Raw genomic sequence first — 19336 nt, forward strand, 5'->3', positions numbered from 1 at the left:
GCCGGTGGCTACGGAGGGCCCGGGCTGGCCAGGCCGCACTGGTAGGCGATGACGACGAGTTGAGCGCGGTCGCGGGCGCCCAGCTTGGTCATGGCGCGGTTCGCATGGGTCTTGGCGGTGACCGGGGTGATGTAGAGCCGCGCGGCGATCTCCTCGTTCGACAGGCCCGTGGCGACCAGGGCGACCACCTCCTGCTCCCGCGGCGTGAGGGTGGCCAGCCGCGGTGCGGCGTCCGGGCGGGGCGACACCGGCTGGGCCAGGAAGCGGCTGATCAGAGCCTTGGTGGCGGCCGGTGACAGCAGGGCGTCGCCGGCCGCGACGAGCCGGATCGCGTCGAGCAGTTCATCGGGGTTGACGCCCTTGCCCAGGAAGCCGCCGGCGCCGGCGCGCAGCGCCTCCGCGACGTACTCGTCGTTCTCGAAGGTGGTGAGCACCAGGATCTTGAGGTCGGCGAGGTCCCGGTCGGCGCTGATGAGCTTGGTGGCGGCCAGGCCGTCCAGGTCGGGCATCCGGATGTCCATCAGGACCAGGTCGGGGCGGTGGCTGCGGGCGAGGGCGACGGCCTCGCGGCCGGTCGCGGCCTCGGCGACCACCTCCATGTCGGCGGCGGAGTCGATCAGCAGCCGGAAGGTGCCACGAAGCAGCGCCTGGTCGTCGGCGAGCAGGACGCGGATCGTCATGGGCAGACCTTCCTGTCGGCGCGCAGCGGCAGCTCGGCCTCGATGCCGAAGCCCCCGTCGGGGCGCGGCCCGGCGGTGAAGGTACCGCCCGCGGCCCGGGCCCGTTCCGTCATGCCGATCATTCCGTGGCCGGTGCCGGCGCCGTCAACGGGGGCTCGGTCCGCGGCGGAAGCGGGGCTGCGGCGGGCCTCTGCTGCTTCGGCGGGACGGCCTCCGCCGGTGCGGCGGCCGGCGTCGGTACCGCGGTCCGCACCGGTGCCACGGTCCGCACCGGTGCCACGGTCCGCACCGGTGCCGGGACCGGCGTCGGCCACCGCGATCCGCAGGGCATCGGTGCGGAACTCCAGTCCCACCCGGACCGACACCGGCCCGGCGTGCTTGCGCGCATTGGTCAGCGCCTCCTGGACGATCCGGTAGGCGGCCAGATCGGTGAGCGGCGCCAGGTCGCCGTGGTGCCCGGTCCGGTCCAGCGTGATGTCGAGGCCGGTGTGCCGGAAGGACTCCAGCAGGCCGTCCAGCCCAGCGAGGCCGGGGGCGGGCTCGCGGGGCGCATCGGGGGCCTCGCCGTACCGGAGCAGTCCCACGGTGGCCCGCAGTTCGTCCAGGGCCGTGCGGCTGGTGTCACGGATCCGTTCGAGCGCCTGGTAGGCGTGCTCGGGGTTGCTGCTCATCAGGTGGTGGGCGACTCCGGCCTGGGCGTTGACCAGGGTGATGTGGTGGGCGACGACATCGTGCAACTCCCGGGCGATGCGCAGGCGTTCCTCGGCGACCCGGCGGCGGGCCTCCTCCTCCTTCGTACGCTCCGCCCGCTGCACCCGCTCCGCGGCGGACACGATCAGCCGGCGGCGGCTGCGGACCGCGTCGCCGGCGGCGACCGCCAGCCCCGCCCAGGCGATCACGCCGAGGTCCTGCGGGAGCTTCTCCCACCCCGGGCGGAGGGCCAACGCCGCGACGACGAGCACCAAGGCCGCGGCCCCGCCGGTCCGCCAGGCGGTGCGCCGGTCGGTGCGGAGCGCCATCGTGTACAGCGCGAACGCGGTGGCGGCGGCCGGCAAGGCGGACATCGGGGTGAGGACGAACCGGACCACGTCCAGGACCACGGTCGCCGCGACCACCTGCACCGGCCACCGGCCGCGGACCAGCAGCGGCACACAGGACAGCGCGAGGCCCAGCAGGGACCGTCCGACGGGCGTGCCGCTGAAGTGCGCGGTGAGGACCACCAGCGGGGCGCCCAGCAGGAAGCAGCCGAGCGCGACGACCAGGTCGGTCGTCCGCGGCCGGCCCCGCAGCCACCGCAGGCACCGTTCCCTCATCTGCACCCCCCTACCGTACGGACCCCGACGCGTCCCGGACGGCGGCGGGGAGGTCGATGCGGCTGACGTACCGGAGCAGGGCGCGCGGGCTGTTCCAGCCCACCGCGCCGACGACCCGGCCGCCCGCGCGGTGCAGTGCGACGAAGGAGCGCGCCCGCACCGCACCGTCGACGACCTCGACGGTCGCGCCGGCGGGGCTCCAGCCGTGGAACTGGATCCTGGTGTCGTACTGATCGGTCCAACCGAACGGGACCGGAGCGTAGGCGGTGGCTCCGGCCGGCCCGGCGAGGAGGTTCCTGGCGGCGGTGATGGCCTGGAGGGTCGCGTTGGTGCGCAGTTCCAGCCGGATGCGTCCGCCGGTGAACGGGTGCGGCCAGCTGGCGACGTCGCCCGCGGCCCCGATCCGCGGGGTGACCCGGCAGGTCGGGTCGCAGAGCACCCCGTCGCCCAGCGGGATCCCGGAGCCGGCCAGCCAGTCGGTGGCGGGTACCGAGCCGATGGCGACCACCACCACCTCGGCGTCGAGCCGACTGCCGTCGTCGAGGACCACCCCGGTGACCCGACCCCGTGCACCGGCCACGCCGGTGAGGCGCCGGCCCAGCCGCAGGCGGACGCCGTGCCCACGGTGCAGGTCCGCCACCAAGGCCCCCACGAACCCGCCCAAGTGACGCTCCAGCGGGGCGGTTCGGGCATCGACGAGGGTGACGTCCAGGCCGAGGCCGCGTGCGGTCGCGGCGATCTCCGTGCCGAGCAGTCCGGCCCCCACCACCACGACCCGCGGCCCGGTGAGCAGTTCGGCGCGCAGCGCCAGGGCGTCGTCGAGGGTACGCAGCACCTGAACCCCGGCCAGGTCGTGCCCGAAGGGCAGCCGGCGGGGCCGCAGCCCGGTGGCGATGAGCAGCCCGTCGTAGCGCAGGCGCTCCCCGTCCGGGAGGGCGACGGTACGCGCCACCGGGTCCAGGCCGGTGGCCCGGCAGCCCAGCCGCAGGCTGAGCCGCAGCCGCTGGAGGTCGGCCTCCGGGCGCAGGCTGGTCCGGTGCGGTGCGCAGGTGCCGGCGAGGACGTGCCGGGACAGCGGCGTCCGGTCGTACGGCAGCCACAGCTCGTCGCCGACCAGGGTCAGCCGACCGTCGAAGCCCTCCAGACGCAGGGTGTCGGCCGCGGCGAGGCCCGCGGCCGAGGCGCCCACCACGACGATGTGGTCCAGGGACGCCACTACTCCCCCGCTCCCGTCGCCGGCGCCGGGCACCGGGCCACGGCGTCCTGGGGCCGCCGGCCGTCGATGGTGGGGTGCACGGGGTGCTGCTCCGCCACGGCCATCAGCGGGTCCTCTCCAGCACGGGGGACGCCTCCGCCTCCCGGTGGGCAGGGGCGGGGCAGCGGTGCGCCCCGAGGGAGCGGCGGTAGACGCGCCACCCCAGCAGCACGCCGACCGTGAGGACGACCGGCCCGAGGGCGTCGACCGCGCCGAGCGCGACGGCCTGGCCGGACAGATAGAGCGGCAGCTGGACCGCCAGCATCAGCAGCTGCCCGACGTAGATGGTCAGGTGGCCCTTGGTGAACGCCCGGCGGCGCACCCCGCAGCGACGCCAGCCGGTGCCCTCCTTCGTGAGCCAGCCGGCCACCAGGCCCAGCGGCGGCCACCCGAGGAGCAGCAGCACCCCAGTAACCACGGCCAGCACGCAGTGCACCACCAGGCCGGGCAGGAAGAAGTCCGCGGCCTCCCCGGTGTGGGCGGCCAGCAGTCCGGCGACACAGACCAGCGCGAGGGCCGCAAGGGTTCGCCGGACGGAGTCGCGGCGTACGGCCCGGTAGACGCAGATCCCGGCGCCCGCCGCCAGCGCGAGTCCCAGTGCGACCTCGAGGCGGTGGGTGACGGCGAAGGCCAGCGTGAACCCGAGGACCGGTGCCACGTCGATGACCGTGCTGCGCAGTCGTTGCCGGAAGGCCGCCCGGAGGGCCTCCTCGGCATCGCCGTCACCATGTGCTGCGGGGTCCACAGCTCCTCCAGACTCCTCGGCAGGGTTCGTTCGGCCGCTTCTCAAACCCACCGTGCCGTCCGGCCCCCGCCCCTGTCGTCGGCCGTTCATAGACATCCGACCTGCTGCAACCGCAGTACGAGCGGGCGCCGCCTACTGCGGACGGTGGTGGAGGGCGTGTGCGGCGGCCGGCGGGGCGCGGCCGGCCGGCCGCCGCCTCGGGCGCACCGGCGACGGGATCAGCAGGGCACATCGCCCGCGCAGCGCCACAGCACCTGGTCCGGGTGCACATGCGCGTTCGGCGACAGCTGGTGTGCGGCCCAGTTCTGCGAGGTCCCCGGTGCGAGGAGCCCGTCGGCCTGGTAGGCGGCGCGCGTGCGCGCCGCGGTGCAGCCCACCGGGTCGGTCACATGGGTACTGCCGGCCGGTACCGAGCCGTGCCAGAGGCCGTCGGACCGCTGGCAGGAGTGGTACCGGCCCGAACGGACATAGCTGAGCTTCGTGGTGACCTCGGCGGCCGCCGGCCCCGGGTTGCTGACCTTGAGGGCGAAGAGCACCTGGGTGCTCTCCACGCGTAAGCACACCCGGAACAGCACACCGGCCGCCCCGGGGCGGGCCGGACCGCACCGGCTCTGCGGCCCGAGCGCGTCGATCTGCACCGGGCCGCCCGACTCGCCGTCCGGTCGGGCGGAGGACGCGTTGCCCGGGAGGCGTCCCGACGCTCCGGCACCGGCCTCCGCGGAACCGGGCCGGACGCTCTTCATCGCGGCCGGGAGGCCCAGGCCCAGCAGCACCAGGGCGCCGACGAGCACGAGCGTGCGGCGGCCGGGCCGGCCGAGCCTCCGGCCCTCGCGACCGTCAGGAGCGACCGCCGCCCGCACCGCGCCCGGCGGAGTCGTCGAGGGGACGTCCGAGTCCGCGCTGCGGACCGCCCCCGTATCCGCGGCCAGAGCGGGGGTGGGACCGGCCGGTTCCGGGACGGGCGTGTGGCCTGCCGGTTCTGAAGCAGGCGTGAGGTCGGTCGCCAACTGGTGCCGGAGCGCGGTCCACTCCGCGAGCGCGGCGCTCACCTGGTCCCCGCCCGCCTTCGCATGGCGCAGACAGGCCCGCACATACGCCAGCGTGACCTCCAGCGAGGGCGGGGCCTGCCCGCTCGCCGCCCCGGAGAGGGCCGAGGACGAGTACTGCGCGTACCGCTCCATCTCCTTGTACGTGGGGTTGCCGGAGCTTTGCCGCAGCTGCCGCAGTCTCCAGGCGAACGCCTCCACGGGCCCGTCCTCCGGGTCGACCGGCCGCTCCTTGCGCCCCTGCCTGCTCGCCATCCAACTCCTCCGTTCACCGGGGTTCTTGATGACCAGTTGATGACCAGCTCGCCGAAGAGTGCAGGTCATCAAGCGTCGGGCCAAGCTTCGAGCACCGAGTCGTCCGGGCGCCGCCCAGGCGCCGGAGATCAACCGTTGGAGCGAACGCGCACAGCAGCGAACGCACCGCACAGAGCACTGCACACAGAGCACCGCTCAGAGAGGAACAGCTGGTGATCAGCATCCGTAGGCGCCTGACCCAGGCCGCAGTGTCCGCAGCAGGAGCAGTGGCCCTACTCGCCGGGGGAGCCGTGACCGCACCCACGACCGCCGACGCGGCGAGCGCCACCACCGGACGGGTGTGCATGTTCAACGCCCCCGTCGAGGTCCCCAAGGCGGGCCATGTGGCGTGGGCCGTCCAGGTACGCGGCGACCGGGACCACTGGGTCTGGGGCTCGTTCAACGTGAAGGAGGCGTGGATCCGCGGTGGCACCTGGAGCGGTGTGCGGGCCTCCTTCAACCCGGTGTGGAACCGGAAGAACCACCGGTGGGAGAACTACACCCGCTACCGGTGCGTCACCACCCGGGACGGGAACGCCCGCAACGCACAGGTCGCGTACCAAGCCGTCCGCAAGCGGGGCTACGACCTGCTCTCCAACAACTGTTTGCACATGTCGATGGCGGTCTTCAAGGGGTACAGCAGCGCCCTGCGGCGTGATGGCCGCCTCCCCTCGGCCACCGGCAAGCGCCCCAACGCCTACTTCTCGGACACCCTGAGCGGAGCGCATTGGGAGCGCATCCACCGCATGCCGTGAGCGCCCCGCGTGTCAGAGGGGCGCACACCGTTCCTGCGGGAAAAGCGCCGTCAGCGCTGAACCCGCCGTGAATTCCCGGAAAGCAGCGCCTTCCGCTACGGGAGGCGCTGCTGCCCGGACCGCGGGCCCGCGTTACTTCTTCACGGCCAGGGCGACCCCCAGCATCCGGGCGAAGACGCCGACCATGGTCACATCGTCCTTGTGCAGGTCTCCCGGTCGCAGACAGTCAACGGCCAGGATTCCAAACGATTCGTTCCCCACCGTGACCGCACAGGCGGTGTACGTCTTGTAGGTGTCGCTGTCGGGCTTCAAGGCGTCCGGCAGCTTGTCGACGTCCTCCACGAACGTACTGGTGCCGTCGTCGAGGAGTTTCAATAACTCCTTGCCACGCAGGTCCGTCTCCCGAAACGTCGTCACGGGCGCCACATTCCGCCCCGACCAGAGGCTGTTGCGGCACTTCACCTCGCGATGCCCCGCCGCCGTACCGGGAACTTGCTCCAGAAAGCAGGCCCGGGCGTCCGGCGGGCCGATCAATGTGGCCGTGAGAGAGACGATTGCCTGTTTGGTCTGCTGCTGCAGCGCCACCCGCTCGGCCTTGGTGGAACTCGACACGATCTCACCGAGGTTGGAAGCCAACGGCACCAGTACGTCCTCGAACGCCCGCCGTTGGTTTTTCGTTGCCGCTTTTGCGGCCTCATTCGCCGTGGTGACCCGGCGATTGGCCAGCCATACCGTGGCGAGTGTGGCCAGACAGCCAATTCCGACGATCAACCAGAACAGCCACGTCGGCATGCCCAACCCGATGACCATTTGTGCCACATAGGCCAACACCGCCAAAGTGCCGGCAGAAAACGCACCCCACCCCATATGCCACCCCTCCCCTGTCCCCAACCCCAGGCCGCCGGTGCGGTCACAGACGATACACACAGCGTAGTCCCAATGGGCGAAAACCGTTTAGTTTCCGGTCGGTTCGGGCACCACTAGGCTAGTGTGTGGGGCTGGTTAGGGCGTTGTGCCCAGCTTGCCGAGGGGTACGCGTCGCGATCACGGCCACTCACCATCGAGAACGATCAAAGGGTGATCGAAAGTGAGCGGCCACCGAAAGGATCTCGTTGGGGCGCCATCTGGGCCACGACGGGTGTACGCCTCGGGGGGAGGTAGGGACGGAATGCTCTATGCCCGACCACCGCGAAAAGCGCTCACGCGATGCAGAATCCTGGGGGGATTCAGTCATGAGTACGACTGCAGGTGTCTGGAATGGCGTGGCATTAGAAACTGACCCCCGTATCGGGGAGTTTCAGGCCAACCCCGCCGCATATATGGAACAGCGCGCCGGAGTGCTGCGCTCAGGCGACCTGGCGAAAGAGCAGGCACGCATCCTCAAGGACCAGTCCCTGCTCCTCACGTTGAAGGGGCTGTGGGCGACGCTGGCCCACCATGTGATGCGGGCCCGGCCGTAGAGCCCAGCGGCAGGGCACAGCGACAGAACACACCGGCAGGGCGCACGGTGCAGCAGGCGGTGGCGCACTCGCGACAACGGCGGGTGCGCCACCGCCTGCGTCCGTACAGCGGCTGACAGCGCACGGCAGACGAGCGTCGAACTGCGCAGCAGCAGGAGCCAGGGGCATGGGCCGGCCGGCACAGGGACGGGGACAGGAACGGGCACAAGGACAGGCACGGGGACAGGGACAGCGGCAGCGGCAGGGGCCGCCGGAGCGTCAGTTGGGGGTCCAGCGGTTCTTCTCGGCCCAGTAGGAGTACCGCTGACGCCCTTCGACCGGACTGGTACGGAACGGCTTTCCCCCGTCGTCGACGCGTACCGTTCCCTGCCGGCCGCCACTGCTCCAGCCGACCTCCAGATACCAGCTGACGTCATGCCCCGTGGTGTGCACATCGAGGTTCAGCACCTGCGGGTCCCGGGCGGAGACCTTGAACGGGAAGTCCTTCGCGGGCACGACGACATCGCCGTCCTGGCCGGCCACCGCCTTCGTCACCGGCCGGGCGTCGTCCAGGTCGATGTCGAAGGTCTGCGGGGTGATGCCGCCGCCGCAGCCGTCGCCCATCGAGTAGGCCTGCCAGGGCAGGGCGGCGCGCCGGGCCACCACCCGTACGTGCAGGGAGGTCAGGACGACGGCGTCCTCGCGGTCGCTGGTCGCGGTGAGCTGGAGCAGCTGGTGCCCGCCGGCGACGCCGCCCAGGACGCGCGCCCAGTGGCGCGCATCCTGCGGAGCGGGCGGTGGGGGGACGTGGTCCGGGGGCTGTGCGAGAAGGTAGTTGAGGCCACAGGGCTCGTCCCAGTTGTACGAACTGACGCCCACCTGCGGTGCCGTACCAGGCGCACCGTCGGCCGGGGTCCGGGCGGCAGTGGGATCCTGCGGCCGGCCCGTACCCAACGGGGTGGGCCGCCCCTTCCCCTCGCGGGTGGAACGCCCCTTCGAGGGGGTGTTGCTCGGCGCGGGGCCTTCCGGGAGCGGCCGGGGCGTACCACTGGCCGCCGGAGACCGGACGGAGGCGGACGGGGCGCTCGCGGGGGCGGGCTGCGGGACGTCCTCGGCCGCCAGGGCCACGGGTACGGCGAGAGCGGCCAGGGCGGCGACTGCGAGGGCGAGGCGGAGGCGCTTGCGCCCCACGGAGCCGCGCACGGCCGCCACCGGTTCCGCGGGTGCTCCGGCCGCGCCCGCACGGCCCCCCACGACGACGACCGGGGCTGGAGAGTCGGGTGAGTCCGCCGAGGCGGGTGAGTCAGCCGAGGTGGCGGGCGGATGACGACCGGCTGCGTTTGCGGGCCTCGTCGGCCACGATCCAGCTCCGGTGGAGTTCCACCAGCTCCTCCGGTGTCGCCCCGCACAGCCTGGCGAGGCGGTCGGCGGGCGCGAAGTCCAGCGGAACGGCGTCGCCGTGGCAGTACCGGTGCAGCGTGGACACGCTCATGTGCAACTTCCCGGCGAGGACGCCGTAACTGCGTCCCGAGCGCTCCTTCAACAGGCGCAACTGCCGTGCGAATGCCTCTGTTTCTGCCGCCACCCTGATCCCCTGTTCGTTCCGCCGTTCCAGGTAGGCGTTCCAGGGAAAGGGCGTTTCCCCAGGTCAACCCCCCTGGCGGCGTTCCGGCTTCCCATATTGTCCCGGATCCGTTGGCGGACCGGCGATCACCCCGCAGGCTGGAGCAGCACCATCGAGACGGGAGACGCCATGCGAACCCGCTTGTGCCTCAGCGATGTCCTCGCCATCGCCGTGCTGATCGCCAGTGTCGCGGTCGTGATCGCGCTGATCAGCCGTCACTGAATCCACCTGCAAGGAGAGTTCGAACCACCATGCGCAGCCTTCGCGCCCGTACCACCGTCGCCACCGTCGCCGCTCTCGCGAGCCTGTCCCTGTCCGCTTGCGAGGATCTGACGAAGACGACGCCCACCCCCAGAACGGACGGCACGAACGCCGGCGCCGCCGCGAGCCAGCCGGGCGGCGCGGGCGACGGGGACGACCAGGCACACGGCACGCAGCACGGCGACGGGAAGGGCGCCTCCGGCCACCGGAACGGCAGCTCCGGAAAGGCCGGCAACGGCGGTGCGGCCGCGGGCACCGGGGACGGCTCTCTCGCACCGTGTACGGGGTCGAACACCACTGCCGTGGTCAGCAAGCCCACGCGCCCCATCAATCACCTGCTCCTGAAGGTCACCAACAAGGGCTCACACGCCTGTCAGGCGTACTTCGCTCCCCTGCTGCGCTTCGACGATGAGCAGGCCGCGACCCGGACCATCGAGGACAGCAAGCCGCAGGCCGTGGTGACCGTCGCCCCGGGCGGGTCCGCGTACGCCTCGATCATGCTCAGCGGTGCGGGCGGCGGTGACACCGGTGGCCGGACCGCGAAGCGGCTCACGGTGTACTTCGCGCCGCGCAGTGGCTCGGGTTCCACGGGCGAGCCGAGCCGGCTCACCCTGCCCTCGGGCACGCACAAGGACGACAACGCCGCCGTCACCTACTGGCAGACCTCGGCCTCCGACGCGCTCACCTACTGACGTACCGACGTACTGGCCTACGGACCTGCCGGCTCGCCGGACCACGGTGCGGCATGGGCACGTTCGGGCGTGTGGCGGCGGTGGGCGGAACCTGGAGAGGCCGCCCGCCGTCTTGGTCAACGACGCGTGCGCGCCCCAGAAGAGGGAGAGTTGATGTTCCGAGCCACGGCAGGCCGCAAGCCTCCGCACGAGGTGGGGATCGCCTTCCGGCTGGCGTTCCTCGCCGTTCTGCTCGACGTCGGCGGGTGGGTGCTGGACACCTTTGTCATCCCGCCCACCGGGTTCCAGGAACTGCGCAGCACTATGGGGTGGGCGGGTGCGATCCAGCAGACCGTCCTGTCCGCCGGTTTCGTCGCCGTGCTCGGTGCGGGGCTGCTGTGGTGCGCCTTCTGGATGTGCCAGGGCCGCAGCTGGGCCCGGCTGTTGCTGATCGCCGTGGCCGCTCTCCACCTGCTGTTCGTGCTCACCGACATGAACATGAGCGGCCTGGACTGGACGGTCGTCCACCGGTACGTCCCCGACCTGTGCATCGCGGCGATCGGGGCCCTGCTGGTCCTCCCGCCCTCGCACGCCTACTTCTCCACGGCCCGTCAGACCGGTTGAGGGCCACACCGGCCGAGGCGCACGATGCCCGCGCCGGTCGCCGCCGGTGCCGGTGGGCCGACCCCGGCAGTCTCCGCCGTAGCCGAGCAGGGCGGCACGGGCAGCACGGCCGCACCGCCTGCCCACGTCACCCTTCGTCGGGCTTCGTCGCCTTTCGCCGCTCTTCGTCGCCCTCGGCCGGCCTGGAACCTCATCGAATCCCTGGCACCCTGCCCGGCAACCAGGTTGACTGAGGCCACGGCACTCGGAAGAGGACGGAATCGGGGGTAGGGGCATGCGGCTGCGTGCAGACGGAACGGGAACGGCAGTGGCGGAAGGCCCACGGGCCGTTACCGGCCTCAGAGACGACAGAGCCGGGGCACGGCTGCGCCCCCTGGGGTGATCCCCGTTCCTCCTGTGCGGCGTGCCGGAGCAACGGCCCGGCAGGTTGCGCACGTCCCCTGATCCGTGGTCCCGGCGCGGAGGTCACCAGGCCTTCGCTCGATGCCACCAAGGCCCGTGGCGGGCCGCCGAAGCCGTCCCTCGGACGCGCGCCGGCAGGTCACCACGGCCGCTCCCGGCAGCGCGACCGGAACCGGCACCCGGTGCACGGTCGCTGTTCGGCCCGTCCCGCCCACCCCCAGGACCCACCGCTTCTGGAGGCCCTCATGTCAACCTTCGACGCCTGCCCGTCTCCGCAGCGGAGTGCGGGCCGAAGTGGCACACCCGGTCGGGCCGCGGAGCACGCCCCGTCGGGCACGGACCCGATGACGGCGTCCCGTCCGTGTGCGCGCCGCCGCCCACAGCCGGACGGAACCGCCCTGCTCCACCCGTACCTGGGACGCCTCGCCGCGTGGGCGACGGCGGGTGGGAGAGGCGACGGTACGGCCGGACTTCCGGACGACGGCGCGGTCGGAGAGCTCGCCGAGAGGCTCCACCACCGGCCGTCGGAACGGGACTTACACCGGCCGGCGATCACCGTGCGGGCGTTCGGCGCGACCTCGTCGGCCGCGCAGCGCAGGGCGCTGACGCGGGAGGTACTGGATGCGGTGACCCTGCGGATCGGACCGCCGACGCTGTACGGCGGCGCTGCCGACGGTCCGGTCGTCCGGTGGCGCACCACGGGGCGGACCCTGCTGCTCGACCGCGGCGAGGAGGGGCTGCGGTTGTCGGTACGGCGTACCGCGGAGCTGGAGGCCGAGGAGCGGGCGCGGTTCACGCCGGGGTCGCGGTCCGACCCGGCCTCGTACTACCGCCAGGTGCCCTATCTGTGGCAGCTCCACCGGCACTCGGCGGGCAGCCCGCCGCTCGACCTGCCCTCGGTGCCGGCGGCACGGGACTGGTCGTGGCTGGAGGCGTCGCTCACCGCGTTGCTGGGTGCGTGGTGGGAGCAGTTACCGGCGCAGATCGGGCCGCACGACGTGGCGGGTTTCAACCTCGTGGCTCCCGGCGGCCGGGCGCGGTGCGGTGACGGGCTGTCGGTGCTGTGCTCGGAGGCGGACGGTGTGCAGCTGCTGGTGGACGACCGCACGGTGCCCGGCGGGACCCCCGGTGCGGTCATGGTGGGCAGGGGGTGGGGGCAGCAGGTCATGGGCTGGTGGCAGCGGGACTTCCACGACCTCGGTGCCGCGGGCGCCGCGGCGGCTGCCCGGATGGCGGTCGGGGAACTGCGGCTGCGGGGTGTCCGCTCGCCGGGCGAGGTGGCGGTGACGGAGGTGCGGTGCGAGGACGGCGGCCTGCTGGCCCTTCCGGGGCTGGCCCTCCGCCGCTGACGCCCGCGTGCCGTGACAGCTGCGTACCCCGACGGCGGGGAGCGCCGCCGTCAGGGCATCGCGGCGACCACGGGGCGTCCGGGGCCGCAATCCGGCCCCGGACGGGGGTCCGTCACCAGACGGGGGCCCGTCACCGGCCCCAGATCTTGCGGTAGGCCTGGCGGTAGCCCTCGGAGTCCCAGGACAGTGCGCCGCCGCTGTTGGTGGCGGTGGCGATGTGGACGGGAGCGACGTACCCGCTGTCCCGGGCGCCGGCGAAGGCCCGGTTGAACTCGTCGACGATCTGCCAGCCCTGTTCGGAGAGCGGCTCGGGCACGGTGGCGGCCTGGAACTGCTTGCCGTTGACGCGCTGGAAGGCGGACGGGTCGCCGTCACCGGCACCGATGTTGAACGGGGCGCCGGCGCCGTCCTTGCCCGCGGCGCGCAGGGCGGGGGCGGCGTGCTGGAAGTACAGGTCGTTGATCGCGGCGGAGTAGGTCCACTTGCGGCCGAACCGGGACAGCAGGGAGCGAACCTCCCCGATGGAGCGGGCGTTGACCTGGGGGATGGGCATGTTGGTGTAGCTCAGCAGCTTGACGTCCGAGCAGGTGGCGAGTTCCTTCTTGAGCAGGTCGGACTTGTGCTTGGCGAAGGGCACCGTGGCGTCGGTGAACAGCACGACGCCCGCACGGCCGCGGGACCGCGCGATGATCCAGTCGGCGCTGATCTTCGCCACGTCCTCGACCCTGGAGGTGATGTTGGTGAAGAGCTGCGCATCGGCACTGGGTCCGGGCGCCGGGGCGGCGTGCCAGCCGATCAGCGGAATTCCGGCCTTACGGGCCTTCTTGACGCTCTCGGCGGCGGTCGCGGGGTCGAAACCGCTGATGACGATGCCGTCCGGCTTGAGACCGACGGCCTGCTTGAAGGCGGCGCGCTGGCCGGCCGGTGTGCCCTGGCCGTTGAGGGTGCGGGCGTGCCACCCGACGATCCCGGCCGCTTCCTGGACCCCCTGACCCACTCCGGCGACGCCCGGGTTGGTCAGGGTTTGGGCGATATAGACGATGGTCTTGTCGTGGGCGGCACGGGGCCCGGTGGTAGGGCCCTTCCAGGGGGCGTTGACGCCCTCGGCCTTCTTCACGGCCCGCTCGGCCCGGTCGAGGACGGTGGGGCATCCGGGCTTGGAGGAGCCGCCGCGGGAGGCGGTGGCGCCGGTGCCGGAATCGCAGCCGGCGGTGGCCATGACCAGGAGTGCGGCGGCGGTCACGGCCGCCTTGCGGGTGGGGTGCACGGGTCTCCTCGCAGAGCGGGATGAGGATACGGCTTGGGGTGGGGGGAGACAGGTTACGGGTGGCGGCGCTCCGGCCCACAGCCGGCTTCGGCGGGCGCCGCCCCACCGGGCCGGCATCCGGGGTCCGGTACGGAACAAGCCGGTCCGCGCCCCGCCCCCTGCGGGCACCGGCCCCTCGCGGTGGCGGCCGGCAGCGTCCACCGCAAGGGCAGTAACGGACCAAACACTGAAAAAGAGTTGAATACCGATTGACCATTGGTGGTCACGTGTTGCATGCGCGTGCACAAGCGGTAGTGTTCACGGCCGGTTGGGCATGTGGCGCAAACCTTTCGCTCGCATTGGGGGCGAACTTCGCGAGCGTCGCATTCCTCCATCGTTGGCGGTCGGCAACAACACCACCTCGGTCACCGCTCAGGAGCACGTCGTAAGGAGGCCTGGGTGTCTGTCGACACAGTGGAACCGTCACCTGCACTGGACCCGCCGCGGCGTTCACCGCGCGGGCCGCGGCTCCGTCAGCGGGCGGGCGCCGTCCTGGACCGGTGGCCGTTCCGGCGGAAGCTCAACGTCCTGGTGATCGCCCCCGTCGCGGTCGTCGGCGTGCTGCTGGCCATCGGCGTCAACACCCAGGGCGAGAAGGCCCTCGACGCCAGCCGGACCGCGGAGCTGGTGCGCGACAGCGAGCAGGTCACCAGGCTGATCAACGGCGTTCAGGCCGAACACCGGCAGGCGCTGCTGCTGTCGGTGGAGCAGGAGTCCGCCCGGCCCGGCACCGCCCTGCCCTCGACCGCCGCCTACCGTCAGACGCAGCGGGAGACCGATGCGCAGGTCGGTACCGTGCGCAAGGCGTTCGGGGCGGGCCTGCCCAAGGAAGAGGCGCGGGCCCTCGAGTACATCGGGAACCTCGCCGTGCTGCGGGACAAGGTCGAACGGGGTTCTGTTCCGGCCGCCAGCATCGACCCGGCGTACGCCGCCGCGGTCGGCTACCTGATCGACGGCATCGGCCTAGACCGCTTCGCCGGCACCTCCTCGTCCTCGGTCACCCACCTCCTCGACACGGTGCTGCGCGCCGACGCCGCCCACGCGGCCTTCGAGAGCGGGGTGTTCTCGGCCCAGACCCGGGATGCCAACGCGCTCACCGAGTACACCCGCGCGGTCGGCGCCCACACGATCTACGACGAACAGGTCGAGCGGTTCGGCCGGCTCGCCGACCCGGACCAGGTGCTGCGCCTGAGCGGGATCGAGCGGGACGCCGAGGAGAACGGCATCGAGGCGCAGTTCGCGGAGCTGCAGATCGATCCCGGCTCCCTGCAGGGCCAGAGCCCGGACCAGCTGCGCAAGGCGATGGCCGCCGGCACCCGGCAGGCCGCGGCCCGCCTCGACATCACCCGCTCGCTGACCGACCAGATCGCCGCCCAGGCCGACGACCTCTCCCGGAGCGCCCTGGAGAACGCGCTGGCGATGCTCGGCCTGGCCCTGCTCGGCTTCACCTCCTGGCTGACCTTCTCCGTCCTGGTCCGGCGCTCGGTCGTGCGTCCGCTGGCGGCCCTGACCGGCGCCGCCCAGCAGGTGGTCGACGTGGCCGGCGAGGAGCTCGGCAAGGTCGAGGACGAGGAGTCGGCGGAGGGCACCCCGCTGCAGCCGCGGCCGATCCCCGTCCCGGTCCACGACGAGATCGGCCACCTGGCCGAGGCGTTCAACCAGGTGCAGGTCACCGCCGCGGCGCTGCTGGAGCGGCAGGTGCTCAGCCGGCGCAACGTCGCCGAGATGTTCGGCAACGTCGGACGCCGCGTCAGCAACCTCACCTCACGCCAGCTGATGCTGATCGACGCCGTGGAGCGCGAGGAGTCCGACCCCGACGTCCTGGAGCGGATGTACCGCATCGACCACATCGCGGTACGCCTCCAGCGCAACGCCGACAGCCTGATGCTGCTCGCCGGGATCCGGGACCCCGAGGTGGAGGCCCGGCCGACGCCGCTGGCCGACGTCATCCGGGCCGGACTCGGCCAGATCGAGGGGTACCAGCGGGTCTCCCTGCGGGCCGAGACGGAGGTCACCGTCGAGCCCGGCATCGTCGACGACCTGACGCTGATGCTCGCCGAACTGCTGGAGAACGCGGTCTCGTTCTCCCCGTCCGACACCCCCGTCGAGGTGGTCGTCCGGCCCGGTACCGATGTCACCGCGGACGGCGGCGCCCTGATCGAGATCATCGACCACGGCCTCGGCATGAGCACCGAACGCCTCGACGAGGAGAACTCCCGCCTGGTCCGCCGGGAACGGCTCGACCTGGTACCGACCAAGGTCCTCGGCCTGTTCGTGGTCGGCAGCCTCGCCCGGCGCTCGGGCATCCGGGTCACCCTGAGCCGTACGCCGGGCGGTGGGGTCACCGGCACCGTCTGGCTCCCGTCCGCGCTGCTGCTGGCCGTGCACCCCGCCGCCGCCCCGGCCGTGGACCTGGTCAAACCCGAGATCCCGGTCGATACCGGGGCCAAGGTCGAGCCCGGGGCCGCGTCGGAGCACCCGGCAGCGCCCGGGCAAGAGCCCACGCCCGAGCCCGGGTCCGAGTCCGAGTCCGAGTCCGAGTCCGTACGAGCCTCCGCCCCGCCCCTGCCGGTGCGGCGCCCCGCCACCGCGCCCGGACGGCGACCGGCCGTCCCCTCACCGCACGGCGAGCTCCCCCGGCGCCTCCCCCCGCGCACGGACGCGGAGCAGAGCGCCCCCGCGAGCGAGCCGCCCCCGGCACAGCCCGGACGCCCGCTGCGCCGGCGGGTACGGGGCGCGACGCTCGAGCGGACCGCCCCTGCGGTCGACCGTGCGGCCCAGGCCGTGCGCCAGCCCGTCGACGCCGACGCGGTCCGTTCGGAACTCGACGCATTCGAGGCCGCAGTACGCAGGGCAGAGCAAGAGAGTGCCCCTGCCCTGAGGGACCCAGAGCCCTCGCAGCACCAGCAACCCCGGAAGGAGTCGGTCAGTGACGACACCGACAGGTAAGAGCAGTTCCGAGCGGGAGGAAGCCACCGATCTGACGGCCGCGGCGGCGGACTTCACCTGGCTGCTCGACCGGTTCGCCACCCAGACCGCCGGTGTCGTCGACGCCATCGCGGTCTCCTCCGACGGCCTGCTGATCGCCGTCTCGCAGCTGCGCGAACAGGCCGACTCCGAGCGGCTCGCCGCCATCGTGTCGGGCATCACCAGTCTGGCCTCCGGTGCGTCCGGCAACTACGGCCTGGGCGGCCTCAACAAGGTCATCATCGACCTGGAGGGCGGTCATGTGCTGGTGTCGGCCATCGGCTGCGGTGCCGTCCTCGGCGTGGTGGCCTCCAAGGAGGCGAAGCTGGGCAACATCGCCTACGAGATGACCCTCTTCGCCAACCGGGCCGGCAGCGCGCTCACCCCCCAGCTGGTGCTGGAGCTGAAGAAGAACGCCGGCGCCACACCGGCCCGCTGACCCCGTCCCACTCCGCGGAGGCAGGGTGCAGGCAGTGAGAAGAGGATCATGATGGCCGCTGGTGAACCGGGACCGAACGAGGCAGCGGACCACGCCGCCGGTCCGTCGGAGCCAGCCGGCCGCGCGCCCGCGATCCGGCCCTTCCTGCTGACCGCCGGCCGGGTGGCGGGGGGCGGGTCCGGCCCTCCGCTCCCGGTCGAGACCCAGGTCGTGGCGACGTCGTCCGGGCTCGCCACCCTGGGCTCGCTCGCCTTCGAACAGCGCGACATCGTCGCCGCCTGCCGACGGCCGCAGTCGGTGGCGGAACTCGCCGCTCGGCTGCGCCTCCACCTCAATGTGGTCCGGGTGCTGGCGGAGGATCTGTGCACCGCCGGACACCTGGCGGTCCACGTCCCGGACGCCAGGACTACCCAGGACATTTCCGTACTGCGAAGGGTGATCGATGGTCTCCGAGCCGTCCCCGACTCACGGGACACACTCCGTGACATCGGTTGAACAGCCGCCGCTGCCGGTCAAGTTGGTCATCGCCGGCGGCTTCGGGGTCGGCAAGACCACCGCCGTGGGCTCGATCTCCGAGATCCGGCCGCTGACCACGGAGGCCGCCATCACAGAGGTCGCGGCGGGTGTGGACGACCTCACCCACACCCCCGGCAAGACCACGACCACGGTCGCCATGGACTTCGGCTGCATCACCATCGACCCGACGCTGAAGCTCTACCTGTTCGGCACCCCGGGCCAGGACCGGTTCGGGTTCATGTGGGACGACGTGGTCGAGGGCGCGCTCGGCGGTCTGGTGATCGTGGACACCCGCCGCCTGGACGACTGTTACGCCGCGGTGGACTACTTCGAGCACAAGGGCATACCGTTTGCCGTCGCGGTCAACGCGTTCGACGGCGAGGTCCACCACAACCTCGACGAGGTGCGGTGGGCGCTGGACGTCTCCGACCACATCCCGCTGGTCGTCTTCGACGCCCGCAGCACCGGCTCGGTCCGGGACGCGCTGCTGGTCGTGCTCGAAGTCGCCCTGTCCCGCGCGGAACACACCGCGGCGGGCTGACCCCACCGGCTCCTTCCGACCGGCCCCGATCCGCCCGGGCCGGCAACGGGCGGGGCCGGATACGGGCCGGACCGGCAACGGCCGGGCCGGCGCTGCCCTCCCGGGGAGGGTCTCCCCCGCCGTGCCTCACCCGGGCGCCCCGGCCATCCGGCCGGCTGCGCCGACCCGGCCGCCCTCGGTGCGCCTGCCCAACAACAGGGTCCACCTCCGGCGTTGATTGCCCGGTAAGCGTTTGTTGATTGCCTTCGTGGATTCTGCGGCAGTCGGTAAAACGGGGGCGAGACGAGGGACATCAGTGCCGGATACACGCGTCACGGTGACGGTGCACGCCTCCGACCCGCTCAGTCGGGCCGGGGTCGTCAGTCACCTACAGCATCAGCCCACCGTCGAGATCGTCCAACACCAGGGCGGAGCGGGAGCCAGCCAGCGGACGGATCAGGCGGAGCGCGGGAGAGGGAAAGAGGACGGCGGGGAGCCGGTCGGGACCGTGGCGATCATGCCGATCGACCGGTTCGACGAGGTCGCCGCGGCCGAACTGAGGCGGCTCGTACGGGGTGGCGAGCAGCGTGTGGTGCTGATCGCCCGGGATCTGCGCGAGCCTGAGCTGATGACGGCGGTGGAGTACGGCGTACGGGCCATCCTGTGGCGCCATCAGGCCACCCCGCACCGGCTGTTGCGGGCGGTGCAGAGCGCGGCGCGCGACGAGGGCGACCTGCCGCCGGACCTGATCAGCACGCTGCTCACACAGGTGGGGCAGCTGCGGCGGTCGGTGGCGGCATCGGCCTCCGTGGGGTACGCGCCGACGTTCGGTATGGCGCCGCGTGAGGTCGATGTGCTGCGGCTGGTCGCCGAGGGGCTGGACACCCGGCAGATCTCGGAGAAACTCGCGTACTCCGAACGCACCGTCAAGAACATCCTGCACGCCCTGATGACCCGGCTGCAGTTGCACAACCGCGCGCACGCCGTCGCTTACGCGCTGCGAGAGGGCTACATCTGAGGTGGGAGCGGAAGCAGGCACGGAGAGCGGTGCGGAGCAGGAGAACGGCGCGGATGCGGAGAGGTGTGTGGATGCGGCGGCAGGTGCGGGTGCGGGTGCGACAGCAGAGGGT

At 72.3% G+C, this 19336-nt stretch carries 19 protein-coding genes; 10 read left to right on the top strand and 9 right to left on the bottom strand.

Annotated features, from left to right (window positions below; all coding sequences use genetic code 11):
- Positions 1–8 precede the first annotated feature (8 nt).
- The 5 genes from AB0G84_RS08645 to AB0G84_RS08665 form a co-directional block, all read right to left on the bottom strand.
- Complete coding sequence (locus tag AB0G84_RS08645; RefSeq protein WP_361317444.1) at positions 9–680, bottom strand: response regulator transcription factor; 672 nt, start codon at positions 678–680, stop codon at positions 9–11.
- Positions 677–1993 (bottom strand): histidine kinase, encoded by a 1317-nt coding sequence (locus tag AB0G84_RS08650; protein WP_361317447.1) that lies wholly within the window; start codon positions 1991–1993, stop codon positions 677–679. Before AB0G84_RS08650 ends, AB0G84_RS08645 begins: the two co-directional genes overlap by 4 nt.
- Before the next feature lie 10 nt (positions 1994–2003).
- The gene (locus AB0G84_RS08655; RefSeq protein WP_361317449.1) at positions 2004–3209 is read right to left on the bottom strand and encodes an FAD-dependent oxidoreductase; all 1206 of its coding nucleotides are present in this window, start codon (positions 3207–3209) and stop codon (positions 2004–2006) included.
- A gap of 103 nt (positions 3210–3312) precedes the next feature.
- A complete protein-coding gene (locus AB0G84_RS08660) occupies positions 3313–3993 on the bottom strand; it encodes a DUF3159 domain-containing protein (protein WP_361317452.1) in 681 nt (226 codons plus the stop codon).
- A gap of 218 nt (positions 3994–4211) precedes the next feature.
- Positions 4212–5294 (bottom strand): hypothetical protein, encoded by a 1083-nt coding sequence (locus AB0G84_RS08665; RefSeq protein ID WP_361317454.1) that lies wholly within the window; start codon positions 5292–5294, stop codon positions 4212–4214.
- A gap of 290 nt (positions 5295–5584) precedes the next feature.
- Between AB0G84_RS08665 and AB0G84_RS08670 the strand changes: the two genes are divergently transcribed.
- The gene (locus AB0G84_RS08670; protein WP_361317457.1) at positions 5585–6088 is read left to right on the top strand and encodes a hypothetical protein; all 504 of its coding nucleotides are present in this window, start codon (positions 5585–5587) and stop codon (positions 6086–6088) included.
- Positions 6089–6220: 132 nt separating this feature from the next.
- Here the strand turns inward: AB0G84_RS08670 and AB0G84_RS08675 are convergent, their stop codons facing one another.
- On the bottom strand, positions 6221–6955 hold the full coding sequence (locus AB0G84_RS08675) for a hypothetical protein (RefSeq protein WP_361317459.1): 735 nt from the start codon (positions 6953–6955) through the stop codon (positions 6221–6223).
- 395 nt (positions 6956–7350) lie between these two features.
- Between AB0G84_RS08675 and AB0G84_RS08680 the strand changes: the two genes are divergently transcribed.
- Positions 7351–7548: a hypothetical protein gene (locus tag AB0G84_RS08680; RefSeq protein WP_361317462.1), complete on the top strand. Its 198-nt coding sequence runs from the start codon at positions 7351–7353 to the stop codon at positions 7546–7548.
- A gap of 258 nt (positions 7549–7806) precedes the next feature.
- On the opposite strand, the gene AB0G84_RS08685 is transcribed toward AB0G84_RS08680, so the two are convergent.
- Both AB0G84_RS08685 and AB0G84_RS08690 read right to left on the bottom strand, forming a co-directional pair.
- On the bottom strand, positions 7807–8730 hold the full coding sequence (locus AB0G84_RS08685; protein ID WP_361317464.1) for a transcriptional regulator: 924 nt from the start codon (positions 8728–8730) through the stop codon (positions 7807–7809).
- A 100-nt stretch (positions 8731–8830) separates the two neighbouring features.
- Positions 8831–9112 (bottom strand): helix-turn-helix transcriptional regulator, encoded by a 282-nt coding sequence (locus tag AB0G84_RS08690; protein ID WP_361317467.1) that lies wholly within the window; start codon positions 9110–9112, stop codon positions 8831–8833.
- A gap of 290 nt (positions 9113–9402) precedes the next feature.
- Between AB0G84_RS08690 and AB0G84_RS08695 the strand changes: the two genes are divergently transcribed.
- From AB0G84_RS08695 to AB0G84_RS08705, 3 genes are all read left to right on the top strand, one after another.
- A complete protein-coding gene (locus AB0G84_RS08695) occupies positions 9403–10104 on the top strand; it encodes a DUF4232 domain-containing protein (RefSeq protein WP_361317470.1) in 702 nt (233 codons plus the stop codon).
- Between the two features lie 153 nt (positions 10105–10257).
- Positions 10258–10707, top strand: a complete 450-nt coding sequence (locus AB0G84_RS08700; RefSeq protein ID WP_361317473.1) for a hypothetical protein — start codon at positions 10258–10260, stop codon at positions 10705–10707.
- A 746-nt stretch (positions 10708–11453) separates the two neighbouring features.
- On the top strand, positions 11454–12458 hold the full coding sequence (locus AB0G84_RS08705; protein ID WP_361317475.1) for a hypothetical protein: 1005 nt from the start codon (positions 11454–11456) through the stop codon (positions 12456–12458).
- Positions 12459–12588: 130 nt separating this feature from the next.
- Here AB0G84_RS08705 and AB0G84_RS08710 read toward each other — a convergent pair whose 3' ends face one another.
- Positions 12589–13725, bottom strand: a complete 1137-nt coding sequence (locus AB0G84_RS08710; RefSeq protein ID WP_361317478.1) for a substrate-binding domain-containing protein — start codon at positions 13723–13725, stop codon at positions 12589–12591.
- A 438-nt stretch (positions 13726–14163) separates the two neighbouring features.
- On the opposite strand from AB0G84_RS08710, the gene AB0G84_RS08715 reads away from it, so the two are divergent.
- The 5 genes from AB0G84_RS08715 (at position 14164) to AB0G84_RS08735 (ending at position 19224) form a co-directional block, all read left to right on the top strand.
- Complete coding sequence (locus tag AB0G84_RS08715; RefSeq protein WP_361317481.1) at positions 14164–16713, top strand: ATP-binding protein; 2550 nt, start codon at positions 14164–14166, stop codon at positions 16711–16713.
- Positions 16694–17170, top strand: coding sequence for a roadblock/LC7 domain-containing protein (locus AB0G84_RS08720; protein ID WP_361317483.1), 477 nt, complete (start codon positions 16694–16696; stop codon positions 17168–17170). The genes AB0G84_RS08715 and AB0G84_RS08720 overlap by 20 nt, the downstream gene beginning before the upstream one ends.
- 51 nt (positions 17171–17221) lie before the next feature.
- On the top strand, positions 17222–17665 hold the full coding sequence (locus tag AB0G84_RS08725) for a DUF742 domain-containing protein (protein ID WP_361317851.1): 444 nt from the start codon (positions 17222–17224) through the stop codon (positions 17663–17665).
- Positions 17613–18227: an ATP/GTP-binding protein gene (locus tag AB0G84_RS08730; protein ID WP_361317486.1), complete on the top strand. Its 615-nt coding sequence runs from the start codon at positions 17613–17615 to the stop codon at positions 18225–18227. The genes AB0G84_RS08725 and AB0G84_RS08730 overlap by 53 nt, the downstream gene beginning before the upstream one ends.
- A gap of 295 nt (positions 18228–18522) precedes the next feature.
- Positions 18523–19224: a response regulator transcription factor gene (locus tag AB0G84_RS08735; protein WP_361317489.1), complete on the top strand. Its 702-nt coding sequence runs from the start codon at positions 18523–18525 to the stop codon at positions 19222–19224.
- Positions 19225–19336 lie beyond the last annotated feature (112 nt).

The organism is Streptomyces sp. NPDC020742 (assembly GCF_040641675.1).
Taxonomy (GTDB): domain Bacteria; phylum Actinomycetota; class Actinomycetes; order Streptomycetales; family Streptomycetaceae; genus Streptomyces.